Origin of the sequence: Haloarcula salina (assembly GCF_049603855.1) — an archaeon.
Taxonomy (GTDB): Archaea; Halobacteriota; Halobacteria; order Halobacteriales; family Haloarculaceae; genus Haloarcula; species Haloarcula salina_A.
The window spans coordinates 175,785-192,323 of sequence record NZ_CP187146.1 but is presented as its reverse complement, the minus strand read 5'-3'; the positions used below and the strand labels follow the sequence as shown (position 1 = coordinate 192,323).

Annotated in this window: 17 protein-coding genes; 14 read left to right on the top strand and 3 right to left on the bottom strand. The window is 69.0% G+C overall.

Annotation, left to right across the window (positions count from 1 at the left end):
* Window positions 1-345 precede the first annotated feature (345 nt).
* From pdhA to ACOZ4I_RS01030, 3 genes are read left to right on the top strand one after another with little or no spacing between them, the layout of a single operon-like run.
* The gene (gene pdhA / locus ACOZ4I_RS01040) at window positions 346-1,452 is read left to right on the top strand and encodes a pyruvate dehydrogenase (acetyl-transferring) E1 component subunit alpha (protein ID WP_424002160.1); all 1,107 of its coding nucleotides are present in this window, start codon (window positions 346-348) and stop codon (window positions 1,450-1,452) included.
* Complete coding sequence (locus tag ACOZ4I_RS01035; RefSeq protein ID WP_424002158.1) at window positions 1,449-2,444, top strand: alpha-ketoacid dehydrogenase subunit beta; 996 nt, start codon at window positions 1,449-1,451, stop codon at window positions 2,442-2,444. Before pdhA ends, ACOZ4I_RS01035 begins: the two co-directional genes overlap by 4 nt.
* Before the next feature lie 3 nt (window positions 2,445-2,447).
* Window positions 2,448-4,073, top strand: coding sequence for a 2-oxo acid dehydrogenase subunit E2 (locus tag ACOZ4I_RS01030; protein ID WP_424002156.1), 1,626 nt, complete (start codon window positions 2,448-2,450; stop codon window positions 4,071-4,073).
* 4 nt (window positions 4,074-4,077) lie between these two features.
* On the opposite strand, the gene ACOZ4I_RS01025 is transcribed toward ACOZ4I_RS01030, so the two are convergent.
* Window positions 4,078-4,413 carry a carboxymuconolactone decarboxylase family protein gene (locus ACOZ4I_RS01025; protein WP_424002154.1) on the bottom strand — a complete coding sequence of 112 codons (336 nt, stop codon included), beginning with the start codon at window positions 4,411-4,413 and terminating at the stop codon, window positions 4,078-4,080.
* Window positions 4,414-4,519: 106 nt separating this feature from the next.
* Between ACOZ4I_RS01025 and ACOZ4I_RS01020 the strand changes: the two genes are divergently transcribed.
* The 3 genes from ACOZ4I_RS01020 to ACOZ4I_RS01010 are packed head-to-tail and all read left to right on the top strand — an operon-like array spanning window position 4,520 to window position 8,536.
* Window positions 4,520-6,901: a PAS domain S-box protein gene (locus ACOZ4I_RS01020; RefSeq protein ID WP_424002152.1), complete on the top strand. Its 2,382-nt coding sequence runs from the start codon at window positions 4,520-4,522 to the stop codon at window positions 6,899-6,901.
* A 29-nt stretch (window positions 6,902-6,930) separates the two neighbouring features.
* Window positions 6,931-8,349, top strand: coding sequence for a dihydrolipoyl dehydrogenase (lpdA, locus tag ACOZ4I_RS01015; protein ID WP_424002150.1), 1,419 nt, complete (start codon window positions 6,931-6,933; stop codon window positions 8,347-8,349).
* The gene (locus tag ACOZ4I_RS01010; RefSeq protein ID WP_424002148.1) at window positions 8,324-8,536 is read left to right on the top strand and encodes a hypothetical protein; all 213 of its coding nucleotides are present in this window, start codon (window positions 8,324-8,326) and stop codon (window positions 8,534-8,536) included. Before lpdA ends, ACOZ4I_RS01010 begins: the two co-directional genes overlap by 26 nt.
* A 122-nt stretch (window positions 8,537-8,658) precedes the next feature.
* Here the strand turns inward: ACOZ4I_RS01010 and ACOZ4I_RS01005 are convergent, their stop codons facing one another.
* The gene (locus ACOZ4I_RS01005; protein ID WP_424002146.1) at window positions 8,659-8,973 is read right to left on the bottom strand and encodes a hypothetical protein; all 315 of its coding nucleotides are present in this window, start codon (window positions 8,971-8,973) and stop codon (window positions 8,659-8,661) included.
* A 212-nt stretch (window positions 8,974-9,185) separates the two neighbouring features.
* Between ACOZ4I_RS01005 and ACOZ4I_RS01000 the strand changes: the two genes are divergently transcribed.
* The 4 genes from ACOZ4I_RS01000 (at window position 9,186) to ACOZ4I_RS00985 (ending at window position 11,839) form a co-directional block, all read left to right on the top strand.
* The gene (locus ACOZ4I_RS01000; protein WP_424002144.1) at window positions 9,186-10,025 is read left to right on the top strand and encodes an aldo/keto reductase; all 840 of its coding nucleotides are present in this window, start codon (window positions 9,186-9,188) and stop codon (window positions 10,023-10,025) included.
* An 86-nt stretch (window positions 10,026-10,111) separates the two neighbouring features.
* A complete protein-coding gene (gene pheA, locus ACOZ4I_RS00995) occupies window positions 10,112-10,927 on the top strand; it encodes a prephenate dehydratase (RefSeq protein WP_424002142.1) in 816 nt (271 codons plus the stop codon).
* A gap of 49 nt (window positions 10,928-10,976) precedes the next feature.
* Window positions 10,977-11,384 carry an Hsp20/alpha crystallin family protein gene (locus tag ACOZ4I_RS00990; RefSeq protein ID WP_424002140.1) on the top strand — a complete coding sequence of 136 codons (408 nt, stop codon included), beginning with the start codon at window positions 10,977-10,979 and terminating at the stop codon, window positions 11,382-11,384.
* Window positions 11,385-11,386: 2 nt separating this feature from the next.
* Entirely contained in the window at window positions 11,387-11,839 is a 453-nt protein-coding gene (locus ACOZ4I_RS00985; RefSeq protein ID WP_424002138.1) for a peroxiredoxin, read from the top strand.
* A 30-nt stretch (window positions 11,840-11,869) separates the two neighbouring features.
* On the opposite strand, the gene leuS is transcribed toward ACOZ4I_RS00985, so the two are convergent.
* Complete coding sequence (leuS, locus tag ACOZ4I_RS00980) at window positions 11,870-14,578, bottom strand: leucine--tRNA ligase (RefSeq protein ID WP_424002136.1); 2,709 nt, start codon at window positions 14,576-14,578, stop codon at window positions 11,870-11,872.
* A 139-nt stretch (window positions 14,579-14,717) separates the two neighbouring features.
* On the opposite strand from leuS, the gene ACOZ4I_RS00975 reads away from it, so the two are divergent.
* The 4 genes from ACOZ4I_RS00975 to ACOZ4I_RS00960 all read left to right on the top strand — a co-directional run bounded on the left by ACOZ4I_RS00975 (window position 14,718) and on the right by ACOZ4I_RS00960 (window position 16,525).
* A complete protein-coding gene (locus ACOZ4I_RS00975) occupies window positions 14,718-15,506 on the top strand; it encodes a response regulator (protein ID WP_424002134.1) in 789 nt (262 codons plus the stop codon).
* A 52-nt stretch (window positions 15,507-15,558) separates the two neighbouring features.
* Complete coding sequence (locus ACOZ4I_RS00970; RefSeq protein ID WP_424002132.1) at window positions 15,559-16,095, top strand: hypothetical protein; 537 nt, start codon at window positions 15,559-15,561, stop codon at window positions 16,093-16,095.
* A gap of 77 nt (window positions 16,096-16,172) precedes the next feature.
* Complete coding sequence (locus ACOZ4I_RS00965) at window positions 16,173-16,358, top strand: hypothetical protein (protein ID WP_424002130.1); 186 nt, start codon at window positions 16,173-16,175, stop codon at window positions 16,356-16,358.
* Window positions 16,358-16,525 (top strand): hypothetical protein, encoded by a 168-nt coding sequence (locus tag ACOZ4I_RS00960; RefSeq protein WP_424002128.1) that lies wholly within the window; start codon window positions 16,358-16,360, stop codon window positions 16,523-16,525. Before ACOZ4I_RS00965 ends, ACOZ4I_RS00960 begins: the two co-directional genes overlap by 1 nt.
* The last annotated feature ends 14 nt before the right edge of the window (window positions 16,526-16,539 follow it).

Sequence of the window (16,539 nt, the reverse complement as noted above, 5' to 3'; positions counted from 1 at the left end):
CACACAGCGCGGTTCCACTTAATTCATCGGTGATTAAACATGTCAGTCGTGGGTCGTGACGGTGACAGTTCAGGCCGCCTCGGGAGGGGCGGATTCGGTCGGATCGGTCGACCAGAAATAGTGGTGGGGGCGTTCGGTATTCCTGTACGCGACGGGGCGTTCAGTGGCCGATACATCCGAGTAATTCGGCAGGCGAAACGGAGTGCGACAGGCCCCAGAAGCGACGGGGTACCCCGACGACGCGACGGTAATACCTTCGTGGGCCCGGGGTCTCGCCGCCGCGAAAGCCCTAAGCGTCGCGCGAGTGAACAGTTGACGTATGTCACTTCGAGGGAGGCGGTTCCGGTGAGCGTCCTCCAGCGCGACCCCGCGGACAGGGTACAGGTGCTCGACGAGGACGGGACGGTGGTCGAGGGGGCGTCTGTGCCCGATCTCTCGGACGACGAACTGGTCGAGATCTATCGCTATCTCAAACTCGGCCGCCACTTCGACCAGCGAGCGGTGAGCCTCCAGCGGCAGGGCCGGATGGGGACCTACCCGCCGATGTCGGGCCAGGAGGCCTCACAGGTCGGGAGCGCGTTCGCGCTCGACGAGCGCGACTGGCTGTTTCCGAGCTACCGCGAGCACGTCGCCCTCCACGTGAAAGGGTGGGACCTCTCGGACGACCTGCTGTACTGGATGGGCAACGAGACGGGCAACGCGCCCTCGGAGGACGTGCGGGTGTTCTCGCTCGCGGTCCCCATCGCGACGCAGATACCGCACGCGACCGGGGCGGCCTGGGCCGCGAAACTCCGGGGCGACGATTCGGCGTGTCTCGTGTACTTCGGCGACGGCGCGACCTCGGAGGGCGACTTCCACGAGGGGCTGAACTTCGCGGGCGTGTTCGACGTGCCCGCGGTGTTCTTCTGTAACAACAACCAGTGGGCCATCTCCGTGCCGCGAGAGCGCCAGACCGCGAGCGAGACGCTCGCACAGAAGGCGAACGCCTACGGCTTCGACGGCGTGCAGGTCGACGGCATGGACCCGCTGGCGGTGTACCAGGTGACCCGCGAGGCTATCGAAAAGGCCCGCGACCCGCCGGAGGGACAGCGCCGGCCGACGATGATCGAGGCGGTGCAGTACCGCTTTGGCGCACACACCACCGCGGACGACCCATCGGTGTACCGCGAGGACTCGGAGGTCGAACGCTGGAAGCGCAAAGACCCCATCCCGCGGATGGAGACGTTCCTGCGGGACCGCGGCCTGCTCGACGACGAGCGCGTCGCGGCCATCGACGAGTCGGTCAAGACGGCGGTGGCCGACGCCATCGACGCCGCCGAGTCGACCGAGCGGCCGACCCCCGAGGAGATGTTCGCGGACGTGTACGCGGAGATGCCGCGGCGGCTCGAACAGCAGTTGCAGTACCTGGAGGAGCTACGCGAGCGACACGGCGACGAGGTGCTACTGGAATGAGTACGGAGACGAGTACGCAGAGTCTCACGCTGGTACAGGCCGTCCGCGACGGGCTCTACGGCGAGATGGAGCGCGACGAGGACGTGATCGTGATGGGCGAGGACGTGGGGAAAAACGGCGGCGTCTTCCGCGCGACCCAGGGGCTCCACGAGGAGTTCGGCGACGACCGCGTCGTCGACACGCCGCTGGCGGAGTCGGGCATCGTCGGCACCGCCATCGGCATGGCGGCCTACGGGCTGCGGCCGGTCCCAGAGATACAGTTCTCGGGGTTCATGTACCCCGCCTTCGACCAGCTGGTCAGCCACGCCGCCCGCCTGCGGACCCGGAGCCGGGGGCGGTACCACTGCCCGTTGACGCTCCGTGCACCCTACGGCGGCGGCATCCGCGCCCCGGAGCACCACTCCGAGTCCAAGGAGGCGTTCTACGTCCACGAGCCCGGCCTGAAGGTGGTCGTCCCCTCGACCCCGCGGGACACGAAGGGACTGCTCACCGCGGCCATCCGCGACCCCGACCCCGTCGTGTTCCTCGAACCGAAGCTCATCTACCGCTCGTTCCGCGAGGACGTCCCAGACGAGTCCTACACGGTCGAACTCGGCGAGGCGAAGACGCGCCGCGAGGGGTCGGACGTGTCGGTGTTCACCTGGGGCGCGATGACCCGGCCGACGCTCGAGGCGGCCGAGGAGCTGGCCGAGGAGGGAATCGACGCCGAAGTGGTGGACCTGCGAACGCTGTCGCCGATGGACACCGACGCCATCGTCGAGTCCTTCAAGAAGACCGGGCGGGCGGCCGTCGTCCACGAGGCCCCCAAGACCGGCGGGCTGGCCGGCGAAATCATCGCCACCATCCAGGAGGAGGTGCTGCTGTACCAGGAAGCGCCGATCACCCGCGTCACGGGTTTCGACGTGCCCTACCCGCTGTACGCCCTGGAGGACTACTACCTCCCCGAACCCGCCCGCATCAAAGACGGTATCAGAGAGGCAGTCGAGTTCTGAGCCATGTTCGAGTTCAAGCTCCCGGACCTCGGCGAAGGGGTCGCCGAGGGGGAGGTGCTCGCCTGGCACGTCGCGCCGGGCGACGCCGTGACCGAGGACCAGGTGCTGGCCGAAGTGGAGACCGACAAGGCCGCCGTCGACGTACCGTCGCCGGTCGACGGCGTCGTCCGGGACCTGCACGCGGAGGTCGGTGACATGGTGCAGACCGGCGAGGTGCTGGTCACGATCGACGAGGACGGCGACGCCGAGGCGGGAAGCACGGGTGTCGACGAGGCGGCCGACGACGCGACAGCGGAAGACGAAGCGGACGCGAGCGCCGGCGACGGTGCGGCTGACAGCGAGACCGGGGACGAGACCGCGTCGGCCCGCGGCGGCCGCGTGTTCGCCTCCCCCAGCGTCCGCCGCCTCGCCCGCGAGCGTGGCGTCGACGTGGCGGCCGTCCAGGGGAGCGGCCCCGGCGGCCGCGTCACGGAGAGCGACATCGAGGCGGCGGCGCAGTCGGCCGACGAGAGCGACTCCGGGGACGACGGCCCCACGTCGGTCGTCTCGAAGGTCTCGGACGACGAGAGCGACGGGCCGACCGCGGTCGTCACCCGGGTCGACGACGGCGAGACGGACGATGACGCTGACGACGGACCGGCCGTGAAATCGGCCGTCCGGAAGGTCGGCGAGGAGCCACAAGCCGAGCGCCGCGAGCAGACGCTGGCGACGCCGGCCACGCGGAAGGTGGCCCGCGAACTCGGCGTCGACATCGACGCGGTCCCGACCGACGAGGCGCGCGACGGCCAGCCCTACGTCGACGCGGGGGCGGTCCGGGCCTACGCGGAGGCCCAGCAGGCCGCGCAGGCGGCCGACGCCGAGGCGGTCGGCGGTGCCGAAGCGGGTGCGACCGGCGGCGCGTCCGGCGACTCGCCGGCCGTCGAGGCGAGCGACGGCGACCGCCGCGAGCCCTACCGCGGCATCCGCCGGCGCATCGGCGAGCAGATGGCGCGCTCGCGTCGCGAGGTCCCCCACGCGACCCACCACGACATGGCCGAGGTCTCGGGACTGGTCGCGGCCCGCGAGCGCCTCGAACCGCTGGCCGAGGAGCGCGGCGTGCGCCTGACCTACACGCCGCTCGTGCTGAAGTGCGTCGCCGCGGCGCTGGACCAGCATCCGATCCTCAACACGGCGCTGGACGCCGAGGCCGAGGAGATCGTCTACCGCGACAGCTACAACGTCGGCGTCGCGACGGCGACCGACCACGGGCTGGTCGTCCCGGTCGTCGACGACGTGGACGAGAAGGGCATTCTGGAGATCGCGCGCGAGGTGAACGACCTCGTCGAGCGGGCGCGCAGCCGCGACATCGAGCGCGCGGAGATGCGAGGCGGGACGTTCACCGTGACGAACTTCGGGGTCATCGGCGGCGAGTACGCGGACCCGATCATCAACGTCCCCGAGACGGCGATCCTCGGCATCGGCTCGCTGGAGGAGCGACCGGTCGCCGAAGACGGGGACGTACTCGCCAAACCCACGCTTCCGCTGTCGCTCGCCATCGACCACCGCGTCATCGACGGGGCCGACGCCGCGCGCTTCGTCAACACGCTGACGACCTACCTCGCGGATCCGACGCGCCTGTTGCTGGAGTAGCCCGTCACTCCTCGTCGATCACGTCGCCGATCCAGGTCCGGGCGGCCATCGCCTTCGGGAAGCCGAGTGTCGTGATCGACAGCGTCGCGACGTGCTGGAGCGTCTCGGAGTCGAGCCCCTCGTCCAGCCCGCGCCGGGCGTGTGAATGGACCGCCCCCTCGGACTGCGCGCCGACGGCCAGCGCGAGTTTCACGAGGCGCTTGGTCTCCTCGTCGAGCGGTCCCGCGTCGGAGCAGGCCTTCCCGAGGTCGCCGTACGCCTCCCAGACGGCCGGCTGTTCGGTGGCGAAGCGCGTGGGCGTCGCCGGGAGCTCCTCCGTATCTGTGACTTCGTCTGCCATACAGAGGAGTACGGCCACCCCCATGACATAGTTTGTCACTGGCGAGGCTGTCAGGATTTGAAATACCGCCCACAGCGTTATACGCGCCAACGGTCGATGGCTACCCATGGAATTACCGGCGGTCGTCCTGTACGTCGGGGCGGAGGACGGCGCGGACGCCGTTCGCCGACGGCTGGCCGACGGGGACGGAGTCACCGTCGAGGTCGCCGCCGGACAGCGCGACGCGCTGGCCGTCATCGAGTCCGAGACCGTCGATTGCGTCGTGACCGAGCAGTCCCTCCGCGAGGGCGACGGGCTCTCGCTCCTGCGAGCGGTCCGAGCGGCCGACCCGTCGCTCCCCGTCCTCCTCTTTGCTCCCGCCGACGAGGGACTGGCCCGTGAGGCGCTGGCGAGCGACGTGACCGGATTCGTCCCGCGGGCCGGCGACGCCGGCCCAGACCTGCTCGTCGCGCGCGTCGAGGCGGTCATCGAACACCGGTCGACGGAGCGGCGCGCGACGCGGTACGAGCACATCGCCGCAGTCACCCGGAAGGTCAACCGGGCGCTGCTGTGGGCCCGCGACCGGCGAACGCTGGAAGCGCGCGTCTGCAGGATCATCACGGAGTCGGAGCCCTACCGCTTCGCCTGGATCGGCTGTCACGACCCGGAGACGGACGCAATCGAACCGCGCGCCGGCGGCGGCGACGAACAGGGCTACCTCGACGAGATAGCCGTGACAGCCGCGGAGACCGAACACGGCCGCGGGCCGGCGGGACGGGCGATACGGACCGGCGACATCCAGATCTGTCAGGACATCGAGCACGACCCCTCGTTCGAGCCGTGGCGGGAGGCAGCGCTGGAGCGCGGCTTCCGGTCGGTCGCGGCCGTGCCCCTGACTTACGACGGCGAGTCCTACGGGGCCCTGTTCGTCTACGCCGACCGGACCGACGCCTTCGACGCGCCGGAGCGGGAACTGCTGAGCGACATCGGCCGCGACATCGCCTACGCCACCAACACGCTGGAGCTCAGAGACGAGGTGGAGAAGCTGGCGGAGTTCTTCGAGCACGCCCCGGTCGGGGTGTTCGTGACCGAGTCGGTCGAGGGCGGCGTCGTCCTCGAAGCGAACCCGGAACTGGCGAGACTGCTCGGGGCCGAGTGTCCAGACGACATCGTGGGCCGACAGGTGGTCGACGTGTACGCGAACCCGGCAGAGCGCGAGAACGTCCTCGAAGCGATCCGCGAACGCGGGAAAGTGAGCCGGGAACTGGAGCTGGAGACGGTCAGCGGACAGACGGTCTGGGGACTCCTGACGCTGATACAGAGCGAGCAGCGGGACGGCCAGCCCGTCATCGTGGGGATGGTCAAGGACATCACCGGCAAGAAGCACATCCAGGAGCGCCTCGGCGAGCAGCTCGCGTTCATCGAGTCCGTCCTGGAGTCGAGCCCGGTCGCCATCGCCGTGCTCGACCGCGACGGGACCGTCCTCCGCGCCAACGGCTACGCCAAGGAGGTGCTCGGCCTGGAGACCGTCGAAATCCTCGGTCGGCCGACCGAGGGCACGGAGTGGCGGGTCTTCGACGACCGGACGGACCTGCTCGACGTCGACGACCTGCCGTTCGATCACGTCGTCTCGACCGGCGAACCGGTGTACGGCCACGAACACGCCGTCGAGCAGTCCGACGGGGAGACGGTGTGGCTCTCGACCAACATGGTCCCGATGACGAACGGCGACGGCGAGGTCGTCCGCGCGGTGGCGGCCATCGCGGACGTGACCGAACTCCGCCGAAAGGAGGCAGAGCTCGAGGCACGCCAGTCCCAGATCGCCTTCTTCAACAACCTCCTCCGGCACGAGGTGCTCAACGGGATGACGGTCGTCCTCGGCGCGACGGAGCGCCTCATGGACGCGCTGGACGAAGGCGACGAGCGCCGGGCGCTGGTCGAGCAGATCGACGGTCGCGGTGTCGAGATGGTCGACACGGTCCAGCGCGTCCGGCGCGTCCTCCGGCAGATCGCGGACGAATCACCGGAGATAGAACCGCACGACATCGCTTCGATCGTCGACGACTGCGCGTCGCGGCTCGAAGCCGACTACCCGGCCGCCGCCGTCACCGTCGACGCGCCCGCGACGGCACCGGTCCTCGCCGACGAACTGCTCGAAGAGGTCGTGTACAACGTCCTCGTCAACGCCGTCGAGCACAACGACGCCGACGACCCCAGCGCGTGGGTCTCGGTGGCGGTCGATGGCGAGACGACGGCGGTTAGCATCGAGGACGACGGCCCCGGCATCGACCCGACGATTCGGGACAGGGTGTTCGGCCGCGACGGCCTGCACACGACGCCGGTCAGCGCGAGCGGGTTCGGCCTGCACTTCGTCGAGACGATGGTGACGCGGTACGGCGGGTCCGTCCGCGTCGAGGACCGCGACCCGCGCGGGACGCGTGTCGTCGTCGAACTGCCCACCGCCGACGGCGACTGGCCGGGCCCGGCGGCGCCCCACGAAGGGCGGTAGCTTTTCACCGGCCCGGCCGAGGAGCCGCTATGGTCGTCGGAGACGTTACCACTGGAACCGAACTGCTCGTCATCGGCGGCGGACCGGGCGGCTACGTCGCCGCCATCCGCGGCGCACAGCTTGGCCTCGACGTGACGCTCGTCGAACGCGACGCCTACGGAGGGACGTGTCTGAACCACGGCTGCATCCCGTCGAAGGCGGTCATCTCGGCCGCGGACGTGGCCCACGACGCCAGACACGGCGAGGAGATGGGCGTCTTCGCCGAACCGGCCGTCGACATGGCCGGCCTCACCGAGTGGAAAGACGGCGTGGTCACCCGCCTGACGCGGGGCGTCGAGTCGCTGTGTGAGAGCGCCGGCGTCGAACTGGTCGAAGGGACCGCCGAGTTCGTCGACGACGAGACCGTCAGAGTCGCCCACGGCGGCGAGGGCCAGGGCTCGGAGTCCATCGCCTTCGAGCACGCCGTCGTCGCGACCGGGAGTCGGCCGATGGAAGTGCCGGGCTTCGCGTTCGACGGCGAGCGAATCCTCTCCTCGAAGGACGCGCTGGCGCTCGACACCGTCCCCGAGAAACTGGTCGTCGTCGGCGCGGGCTACATCGGCATGGAACTGTCGACGGTGTTCGCGAAGCTCGGGGCGGAGGTCACCGTCGTCGAGATGCTGGACGACGTGCTGCCCGGCTACGAGGACGACGTAGCGGCCGTCGTCCGCGAGCGCGCGACCGACCTGGGCGTCGATTTCAACTTCGGCGAGGCGGCCCACGACTGGGAGGAGACGGACGAGGGGATCCGCGTCCAGACCACCGACGAAGACGACGAGATCACCGAGTACAACGCCGACCGGTGTCTGGTCGCCGTCGGCCGCGAACCGGTCACGGAGACGCTGAACCTCGATGCGCTCGACCTCCAGCCCGACGAGAACGGCGTCCTGGCCACCGACGACGAGTGTCGGACGGCCGTCGAGAGCGTCTTCGCCGTCGGCGACGTGGCGGGCGAACCGATGCTCGCGCACAAAGCGATGGCCGAGGGGAACGTCGCCGCAGAGGTGGCCGCCGGCGAGCCGGCCGCCTTCGACCACCAGGCCATCCCCGCCGCGGTGTTCACCGATCCGGAGATTGGCACGGTCGGGATGACCGAGGCCGAGGCCGAAGCCGCCGGCTTCGAGACGGTCGTCGGGCAGATGCCGCTGCGGGCCAGCGGGCGGGCGCTCACCGTCGACGAGCGAGAGGGCTTCGTCCGCGTCGTCGCGGACGCCGACGAGGAGTTCCTGCTGGGCGCGCAGATCGTCGGCCCGGAGGCCTCGGAGCTGATCGCCGAACTCGGGCTGGGAATCGAGATGGGTGCGCGCCTCGAAGACGTGGTCGGAACGATCCACACCCACCCGACGCTCTCGGAAGCGGTCCACGAGGCCGCCGCGGCCGCCCGTGGCGAGGCGATCCACACCCGGTGACGGCGGCGCGCTGGCGCTGTTGCTCGGCCTGTTCGCCGTGGGCCTGGGCGGCGGTGACGGGGTGTCGCCGCACATCGCAGCGATGGGACGGAACCCCTTCGTCGACTCCGGCTTCGGCGTGTCGGTCGCCGGGGTGTCGCTGTTTGCCTTCGCCGCCAGCGTCACGATCTTTTTTGCCTCGCGCTAGCTCCTCGTCCGACTCGCGCTGTGCCACCGCGACAGCGAGTGAGCGGCGACGAACAGCGCTATCGGTGCGGTAGAAACTATCAGTAGCGGCGATTCGCCCGTGAAAAACGACCTCGGACGGTCTCAGTTGGCCGCGACGTCGTTGATGCCCGACTGAATCAGGAACCACGAGATGGGGCCGAAGACGACGAACAGCACGAACAGGACCACGCCGCTCTGATCGGTGACGGCCTCGGCCGCGTTCGAGATCTGCCAGATGCCGATGATGTTGACGATGGGAATAACCGCCAGGATGGGAGACAGGCTCTGGTCCGTCCCCTCGTCGAGTTGTTTGGCAGTCTTGTACAGCCAGTACAGGCCATAGAGCGTTCCAGTCACGACGAACAGGACGACTTGCAGGCCGAGTGAACCCTTCTTGAACGCTGACGAGTCAGTCACTTGCGGAGTTCCGGACATACGATAGGTTCTTCGCTCTCGCTTCGTGAAAAAAGTATGCGCCCATCGTGTTGGATTTTCTAACTGATTCGAGAGATAATTGTTGCGGTCCACTCCCCCCAGCCCCAGCGTCCCTCGCAGAATAGAGGCCACCGGTACCGGAAGCGACCGAGCCATGCACCGCCGTTTTCAGGCGTGCCCACGACAGTGCTCCTATGGTCACAAACGAGAGCGACACGTTCGACATCGGCGGTGACCGCACGGTGCATCGACTCGGCTTCGGCGCGATGCGTCTCACCGGCGAGGACATCATCGGCGAGCCCGACGACGTGCAGAACGCCCGCGAGGTGCTCGAACGGGCGGTCGACCTGGGCGTCGACTTCATCGACACCGCGGACTCCTACGGTCCCGGGGTCTCGGAGCGCCTCATCGGCGAGACGCTCGACACCGAGCGCGAGGACCTCGTCGTCGCGACGAAGGGCGGGCTCCTGCGCAACACGGACGCCGACTGGCTGGCCCACGGCGACCCGGACTACCTGCGGAACGCGCAGCTCTGCTCGCGGGACCGCCTGCGGATGGACCCAATCGACCTCTACCAGCTCCACCGACCCGACCCCGACACGCCGCTTGCGGACTCGCTCAACGCGCTCGCGGAACTGAAAGACGAGGGGCTGATCCGTCACATCGGCGTCTCGAACGTCACGGTCGAGGAACTGGACCGGGCCCGCGACGTCGTCGACGTGGCGACGGTTCAGAACCAGTACAACGTCGCCCACCGCGACGACGAGGACGTGCTCGAAGCCTGCGAGGAGTACGGCATCGGCTTCATCCCGTGGTTCCCGCTCGGGGCGGGCGACCTCGCCGGCGTGGACGGCATCGACGAGATCGCGGAGCGCCACGACGCGACGCCGTACCAGATCGCGCTGGCGTGGCTGCTGGGGCACTCGGACGTGACGCTACCGATTCCGGGGACCAGCGACCTCGCGCACCTCGAACAGAACGTCGCCGCGAGCGCAATCGACCTCACCGACGAGGAACTGGCGCGCCTGTCCTGACGCGACCGGCGCGCGGGCCGCCAGTTGTGAGGACAGCCGAGGGCCGGACCGCGGTTCTTTTACTCCCCAGCGGAGTATCCGGGGGTATGACCACCGTGACGCTCGGTCCCGCGGGGACCTACTCGCACCGCGCCGCACAGGCAGTCACCGACGACGAGGTGTCGTTCGCCGAGTCGGTGACCGCCATCGTCGAGGCCGTCGCCGAGGGCGAGGCCGAGCGCGGCGTCGTCCCCGTCGAGAACAGCATCGAGGGGTCGGTGACGGAGTCGCTGGACGCCTTCGCGGAGTACGACGTCGCCGTCGTCAAGGAGATCATCACGCCGATCCGCCACGCCCTGCTGGCACAGGGCGACTCGTTCAGTCTCGTCGCCAGCCACGCGCAGGCGCTGGCCCAGTGTCGCGGCTGGCTCGACGAGCACTACCCCGGGGTCGACGTGGAGGCCGTCGCCTCGACGGCCCGCGGCGTCGAGCGCGCCCGCGAGGACCCGAGCGTCGCGGCCATCGGCCACCCGGAGAACGCCACCAACGGGACCGAACTGCAGGTGCTCGCCGAGGACATCCAGGACCAGTCCTCGAACGCCACCCGCTTCGTCGTCGTCGCGCCGACGAGCGAGCGCGCCGAGGCCGGCGGGAAGACCTCCTTCATCGTCTACCCCGACGTGGACTACCCCGGCCTGCTGCTGGAGCTGCTGGAGCCCTTCGCCGACCGCGACATCAACCTCACGCGCGTCGAGTCCCGCCCCAGCGGCGAGCGACTGGGCGACTACGTCTTCCACATCGACATCGCCGCCGGCCTCTACGAGGAGCGCACGCAGGACGCACTCGCCGACATCGAGGCCATCGCCGAGGGCGGCTGGGTGCGCCGGCTGGGATCGTACGACTCCGAGACGGTCATCAACTGACCGCCGTCTCCGTTTTAGGCTTAAGTTCCGGGCACTCGTACCGTCGATCATGTCAGACAGAGACCCGTTCTCGGAGATCGAGCGCGCGTTCGACATGCTGGGCGAGCAGTTCGGCGTCGACCTCGGCTCCATCCCGGTCGACGTGATCGACGAGGGCGACGCGTTCGTCGTTCACGCGGACCTGCCCGGCTACGACAGCGCAGACATCGACGTGCAACTGGTCGAGGACCGCAAGCTCACGATCAGCGCCTCGGCAAGCGAGGAGCGCGAGACGAGCGACGGCCACTACGTCCAGCGCGAGCGCCGCGAGCAGTCGCTCAGTCGCTCGATTCCGCTTCCGGAGGCGGTCGACGAGGCCGAGACCACGGCGAGCTACGAGGACGGCGTCCTCACGGTCAGGCTGGGGAAGGTCACGAGCGACAGCGACGACGAGGGGACGGACATCCCCGTGAACTGACGATGGCGCTGGAACCGGGAACCGACGTGCCGACGATACGCGCGGAGAACCAGCGCGGCGACCCCGTCCAGCCCGGGTTTCAGCGGCCCACGGTGCTGTTCTTCTATCCGGCGGACGACACGCCCGGCTGTACGATCGAGGCGAACCAGTTCGAGACCCACGCCGAGCAGTTCGCGGAAGCCGGCGTCGAACTGTACGGCGTGTCGACGGACGGCGTCGCGAGCCACCGCGAGTTCGCCGAGAACGAGGACCTCTCGTTCGACCTGCTCGCCGACCCCGAGGGCCGGATCGCGGCGGCGTTCGACGTGGAACTGGCCGAGGGGCGGGCCCAGCGGACGACGTTCGTCATCGCGCAAGAACAGGTAGTCGGCGTCTACGAGCGGGTCGCGCCCGACGGCCACGCGGCGAACGTCTACGAAGACCTGGTCGACACCGGGCTGATCAGCGCCGAATAGGACGCCTGCGAGTCGGCGGGCGCGAGCGCCTCACTCGGCGATGTCGATGGCCGGTCGGCCCGGCCCGGCCTTGCCCACGAGATCCGGGGCGGCCTCGTCGGGCCCCTGCACGACGACCTCGGCCCCGAACTCCCGTTCGACGAGCCACGCGGCGCGTTCGAGCGCCTCGCGCTCGCGTTCGGGCGGCAGTTGCTCGTCGAGCGACTGCGCCCGGCCCGCGAGTTCCTTGGCGAAGTCCGCCGCGGCCTCGCCGTGCTCGCGGAGGTCTTCGTCCTGCATGACTGTCCCGACGACGTTGCCGTCGGCGTTGCGCGCGAGGTCGAGCACGCGGTGTTTCCACGCTGGCGCGACGGCGAGCGTGATGGTCTGGGGGTCCTCGATACCGACGGTGTCGACGATGTCGCGGACGTCCTCGCGGGTGTTCTCGACGAGGCGGCGCTCGATGTCGTAGCCGTCGGGGGCCTCGGCCGCCGGCCACTCGGCCTCGGCGAGGAGGCCGTCGCCGCCGAGGGCGTCCCACATCTCCTCGGCGACGTGGGGCGCGACCGGCGCGAGCAGTTTCGCCGCGGTCGTGAGGCCGCGCTCGAACGTCTCGGCGTCGGGCGTCGTCGCCTCGCGGTAGCGGCGCAGCAGCGACACCATCTCGCGGACGGCCTGGAGCGCGTGGTTGAAGCGGAAGTCCTCGAACTCCGCCGTCGCCTTCGCGGCGGTGGCGTCGATCTCGCGGGCGACGTAGTCGGCGATTTCGTCGGCGTCGCCGGCGCTCTCGGTTTCCGAAGCGCTCCGCGCCTCGCCACCTACCTCGCCGTCAGCGTACTCCTCGGCCAGCGTGTAGACGTTCTGGAGGAAGCTGTGGGCCGACTGGACGCCCTCGGGGCTCCAGGCGAACTCCTTCTCGGGCTGGGCGGCCTCCATGATGAACAGCCGGGCCGTGTCAGCACCGTACTCCTCGATGATGCGCTGTGGCGAGACGCCGTTGCCGAGACTCTTGGACATCTTGTTGCCGTCCTCGCCGAGCACCATCCCCTGGTTCGTGAGGTTCGTAAAGGGCTCGCGGACGCCGTCGACCATGTCGAGGTCGTCGAGCACCTTCGTGAAGAAGCGGGCGTACAGCAGGTGCATGACGGCGTGTTCGATGCCGCCGACGTACTGGTCGACGGGCATCCAGTCGCTCGCCCGCTCGGCGTCGAACGGGGCGTCGCCGAGGTCCGGCGAGGTGTAGCGCAGGAAGTACCACGAGGAGTCGACGAACGTGTCCATCGTGTCCGTCTCGCGGACGGCGTCGCCGCCGCAGTCCGGACAGTCGACCTGTTTCCACTCCTCGGCGGCGTCGAGCGGGTTCCCCGTGGTGTGGACGAACTCCGGCAGTTCGACGGGGAGGTCCTCGTCCGGGACCTCGACGTAGCCGCAGTCGTCGCAGTGAATCATCGGGATCGGTGTGCCCCAGTAGCGCTGCCTGGAGATGCCCCAGTCCCGGAGGTTGTACTCCGTACGGTGCTCGCCGTCGAACTCCTCGACGAAGCGGTCGCGAGCCTCCTCGCTGGTGAGGCCGTCGAACTCGCCGCTGTTGACGAGCACGCCGTCCTCGGGATAGGCCGCGTCCTGCACGTCGACGTCCTCGGGGTCGACGTCGGCGTCGTCCGTCGGCTCGACGACCTGCACGATGTCGATGTCGTGGGCCTCGGCGAACTCGTGGTCGCGCTCGTCGTGGGCCGGCACGGCGTACAGCGCGCCCGTCCCAACGTCGGTCAGAACGTAGTCGGCGACGTAGACGGGAATCTCTTCGCCGGTGGCAGGATTGGTCGCGTACTCGCCGGTGAACACACCGGAGGTCACGTCGAGGTCGTCCTCGTCGGCGTCCTCGGCCATCTCGATGTACTCGGCGACGGCCTCGTCGTCCTCGGCGATCTGCTGGGCGACCGGGTGCCCGGGGGCCAGCGAGAAGTAGGTCGCCCCGTGGATGGTGTCCAGTCGCGTGGTGAAGATGTCGACCGCGCCGTAGTCGCCGACCTCGAAGGCGACGCTCGCGCCCTCCTGCTTGCCGATCCAGTTGCGCTGCATCTCCCGGACGTTGTTCGGCCAGCCGTCGAGGTCGTCGAGGGCCGCGCGCAGCTCCTCGGCGTAGTCGGTGATGGTGAAGAACCACTGGTCCATCTCGCGGTGCTCGATGGGCGTGTCACACCGCCAGCAGAGTTCGGCCTCGCCCTCGACCTGCTCGTCGGCCAGCACCGTCTCACAGGAGGGACACCAGTTCAGCTCGGCGGCCTGTCGCTCGACCAGCCCCGCCTCGCGGAACTGTTTGAACAGCCACTGGTTCCACCGGTAGTACTCCGGCTCGCAGGTCGCGAGTTCGCGCTCCCAGTCGTAGCCAAAGCCCATCTCCTTCAGCTGCTCGCGCATCGACTCGATGCACTGCATCGTCCAGTCCCGGGGATTGGTGTCGCGCTCCTCGGCGGCGTTCTCGGCGGGCAGGCCGAAGGAGTCCCAGCCCATCGGGTGGAGCACGCTCTCGCCGCGCATCCGCTCGAAGCGGGCGAAGGCGTCCGTGATGGTGTAGTTCCGGACGTGGCCCATGTGGAGTTCGCCGGAGGTGTAGGGGAACATCGCCAGGACGTACTCCGGGTCCGTCTCGTCGTCCGCGATCCGGAACACGTCGGCGTCCTCCCACGTGCGCTGCCACCGGGGTTCGATCTCCGTGTGGTCGAACCCCCGCTCGCGTTCCTCACCGGTCGTAGTCATGATATGGCAACTTCCGGTAGCGACGGTGCTATACCTTTCCCTTCGGGAGGCGGCCGCCGTGCGGTCCGGCATCGATCATGTAAGTAGCCCGTGATTTGACGGAACGCTTTTCCGAGAACATCGCAACAGTACAGTCAATTTGTGTGACGAGATTCGCGTCCTGCACGTCGACGACGACCACGATTTCGCTGCGCTGACAGCGACGGTCCTCGAACGCGGGGACGACCAGTTCGACGTGACGACCGCCCACCGGCCCAGCGAGGGACTATCGCTACTGGCGAGCGAGCCCTTCGACTGCGTTATTTCGGACTACGAGATGCCGCGCACGAACGGTATCGAGTTCCTCGGACGCGTCCGCGAGGAGTACCCTGACCTCCCGTTCGTGCTGTTCACCGGGAAGGGGAGCGAGGCGGTCGCCAGCGAGGCGATATCGGCCGGCGTGACTGACTACCTGCAGAAGCAGCGCGGGACGAAGCAGTACGAACTGCTCGCGAACCGGCTCAGGAACGCGGTGGCACAGCGGCGGGCCGAACGGCGGGCGGCCGAGACGACGCGACGGTACGAGGTGCTGTTCACGCACACGCCGAACGCCATCGTGTCGGTCACGCTCGAAGACGGCGTGCCGATCATCCAGAGCGTCAACCCCGCGTTCGAAGCCCTGTTCGTCCCCACGAGGACGGACCCCATCGGGCAGAATCTGGACGACCTCGTGACGGGAACCGACGCGCAGGCCGAGCGAGCGCGGAAGATCACCGAACGAACGCGCGCCGGGGAGACGACGGTCTGGGAGGTGACCCGGGAGACGGTCGACGGGCCGCGGGACTTTCGGTTGCACGCGATTCCGATCGAGTCGCCGGCCGCCGCCGAGTCCGCCTACGCTGTGTACGCCGACGTCACGGACCTCGGCGAGGAGGGAGACGAGGCGTGACCGGGACGACCGACTGCGTCCGAATGCCGTCCCCCGGGAGCCGCGAGCGCCGATGAGACTGACGCGCCGGGGGTTCGTGGCGGGAGTGTGCGCGCTCGGTAGCGGCTGTGTCGGCTTCGGCGACTCCTCGACGCCGACGCCCCGCCCGGACCGCGACGGCGACGGCGCGCCGGACCACGCCGACGACTACCCCGGAGACGAGCGGCGGGCGTTTCGCTCCTTCCAGTGGGAGGGGACGGCGACGCTGGAACCGGGCGAGTTCCAGGCCGTCGCGCTCACCAACTCCGAGCGGGCGAGCGGCGACTTCCTCGACTACGAGGTGTCGGTCCACGGGGAGACGCCCGTCGACTGCCTCGTGTTCGAACGCGACGCCTACGACCGGTATCAGGACGGAGCCCGCGACGTGTCGGTCGTCTCGGCGTACAGTCGCGTCGGTGTGACGGACGCGTCCGTGACGGAGCAACTGGCGCGTGGCGAGTACCTGTTCGCGCTCGACTACACCGACCAGTCGACCGCGCCGGGAACGGCTCCCGTCGAGGTGTCGATCACGCTCGAACTCGGGGAGGCGCTGGCGACAGAGACGGAGTGAGCCCACACGCGTGAGACGGGGACAGGGCCGAACGACCGACACAAAGCTTTCGTGGATTCGATCTGAGAGACGAGTGTATGGTTCACTGCCCTGACTGTGAAGCCTCGCTCGAAACGGTCGACGACATCGAGTTCGTCGAAGTGGACTCCGCGGTGGGCTTCATCAAAGCCTCCAAGCGGTTCTACACGGCTAACTGCGCGACCTGCGGCGTGACGATCGGCAGCGGCGTCGCCGGTGCGAAGTCAAACGGGGGTGCGGCCTGATGGTCCACTGTCCCGAGTGCGACGCGGAGATGACCGACCAGGACGACGTGGAGTTCCTCGACATGGACTCGACGACCGGCTTCTTCACGGCCTCCAAACGGTTCTACCTCGTGGCCTGTGGCGAGTGCGGGGCCGCCATCGGCAGCGGCGTCGCCGGCGCGATGTGAATCGGGCCTAGGCT

Coding starts and splice junctions, on each gene's coding strand:
- ACOZ4I_RS00960 (WP_424002128.1), top strand. CDS start 16,358: ATGGTCCACTGTCCCGAGTGCGACGCGGAGATGACCGACCAGGACGAC.
- pheA (WP_424002142.1), top strand. CDS start 10,112: ATGACCACCGTGACGCTCGGTCCCGCGGGGACCTACTCGCACCGCGCC.
- ACOZ4I_RS00965 (WP_424002130.1), top strand. CDS start 16,173: ATGGTTCACTGCCCTGACTGTGAAGCCTCGCTCGAAACGGTCGACGAC.
- ACOZ4I_RS00990 (WP_424002140.1), top strand. CDS start 10,977: ATGTCAGACAGAGACCCGTTCTCGGAGATCGAGCGCGCGTTCGACATG.
- leuS (WP_424002136.1), bottom strand. CDS start 14,578: ATGACTACGACCGGTGAGGAACGCGAGCGGGGGTTCGACCACACGGAG.
- ACOZ4I_RS00970 (WP_424002132.1), top strand. CDS start 15,559: ATGAGACTGACGCGCCGGGGGTTCGTGGCGGGAGTGTGCGCGCTCGGT.
- ACOZ4I_RS01035 (WP_424002158.1), top strand. CDS start 1,449: ATGAGTACGGAGACGAGTACGCAGAGTCTCACGCTGGTACAGGCCGTC.
- ACOZ4I_RS01030 (WP_424002156.1), top strand. CDS start 2,448: ATGTTCGAGTTCAAGCTCCCGGACCTCGGCGAAGGGGTCGCCGAGGGG.
- ACOZ4I_RS01020 (WP_424002152.1), top strand. CDS start 4,520: ATGGAATTACCGGCGGTCGTCCTGTACGTCGGGGCGGAGGACGGCGCG.
- ACOZ4I_RS01000 (WP_424002144.1), top strand. CDS start 9,186: ATGGTCACAAACGAGAGCGACACGTTCGACATCGGCGGTGACCGCACG.
- ACOZ4I_RS01025 (WP_424002154.1), bottom strand. CDS start 4,413: ATGGCAGACGAAGTCACAGATACGGAGGAGCTCCCGGCGACGCCCACG.
- ACOZ4I_RS00985 (WP_424002138.1), top strand. CDS start 11,387: ATGGCGCTGGAACCGGGAACCGACGTGCCGACGATACGCGCGGAGAAC.
- lpdA (WP_424002150.1), top strand. CDS start 6,931: ATGGTCGTCGGAGACGTTACCACTGGAACCGAACTGCTCGTCATCGGC.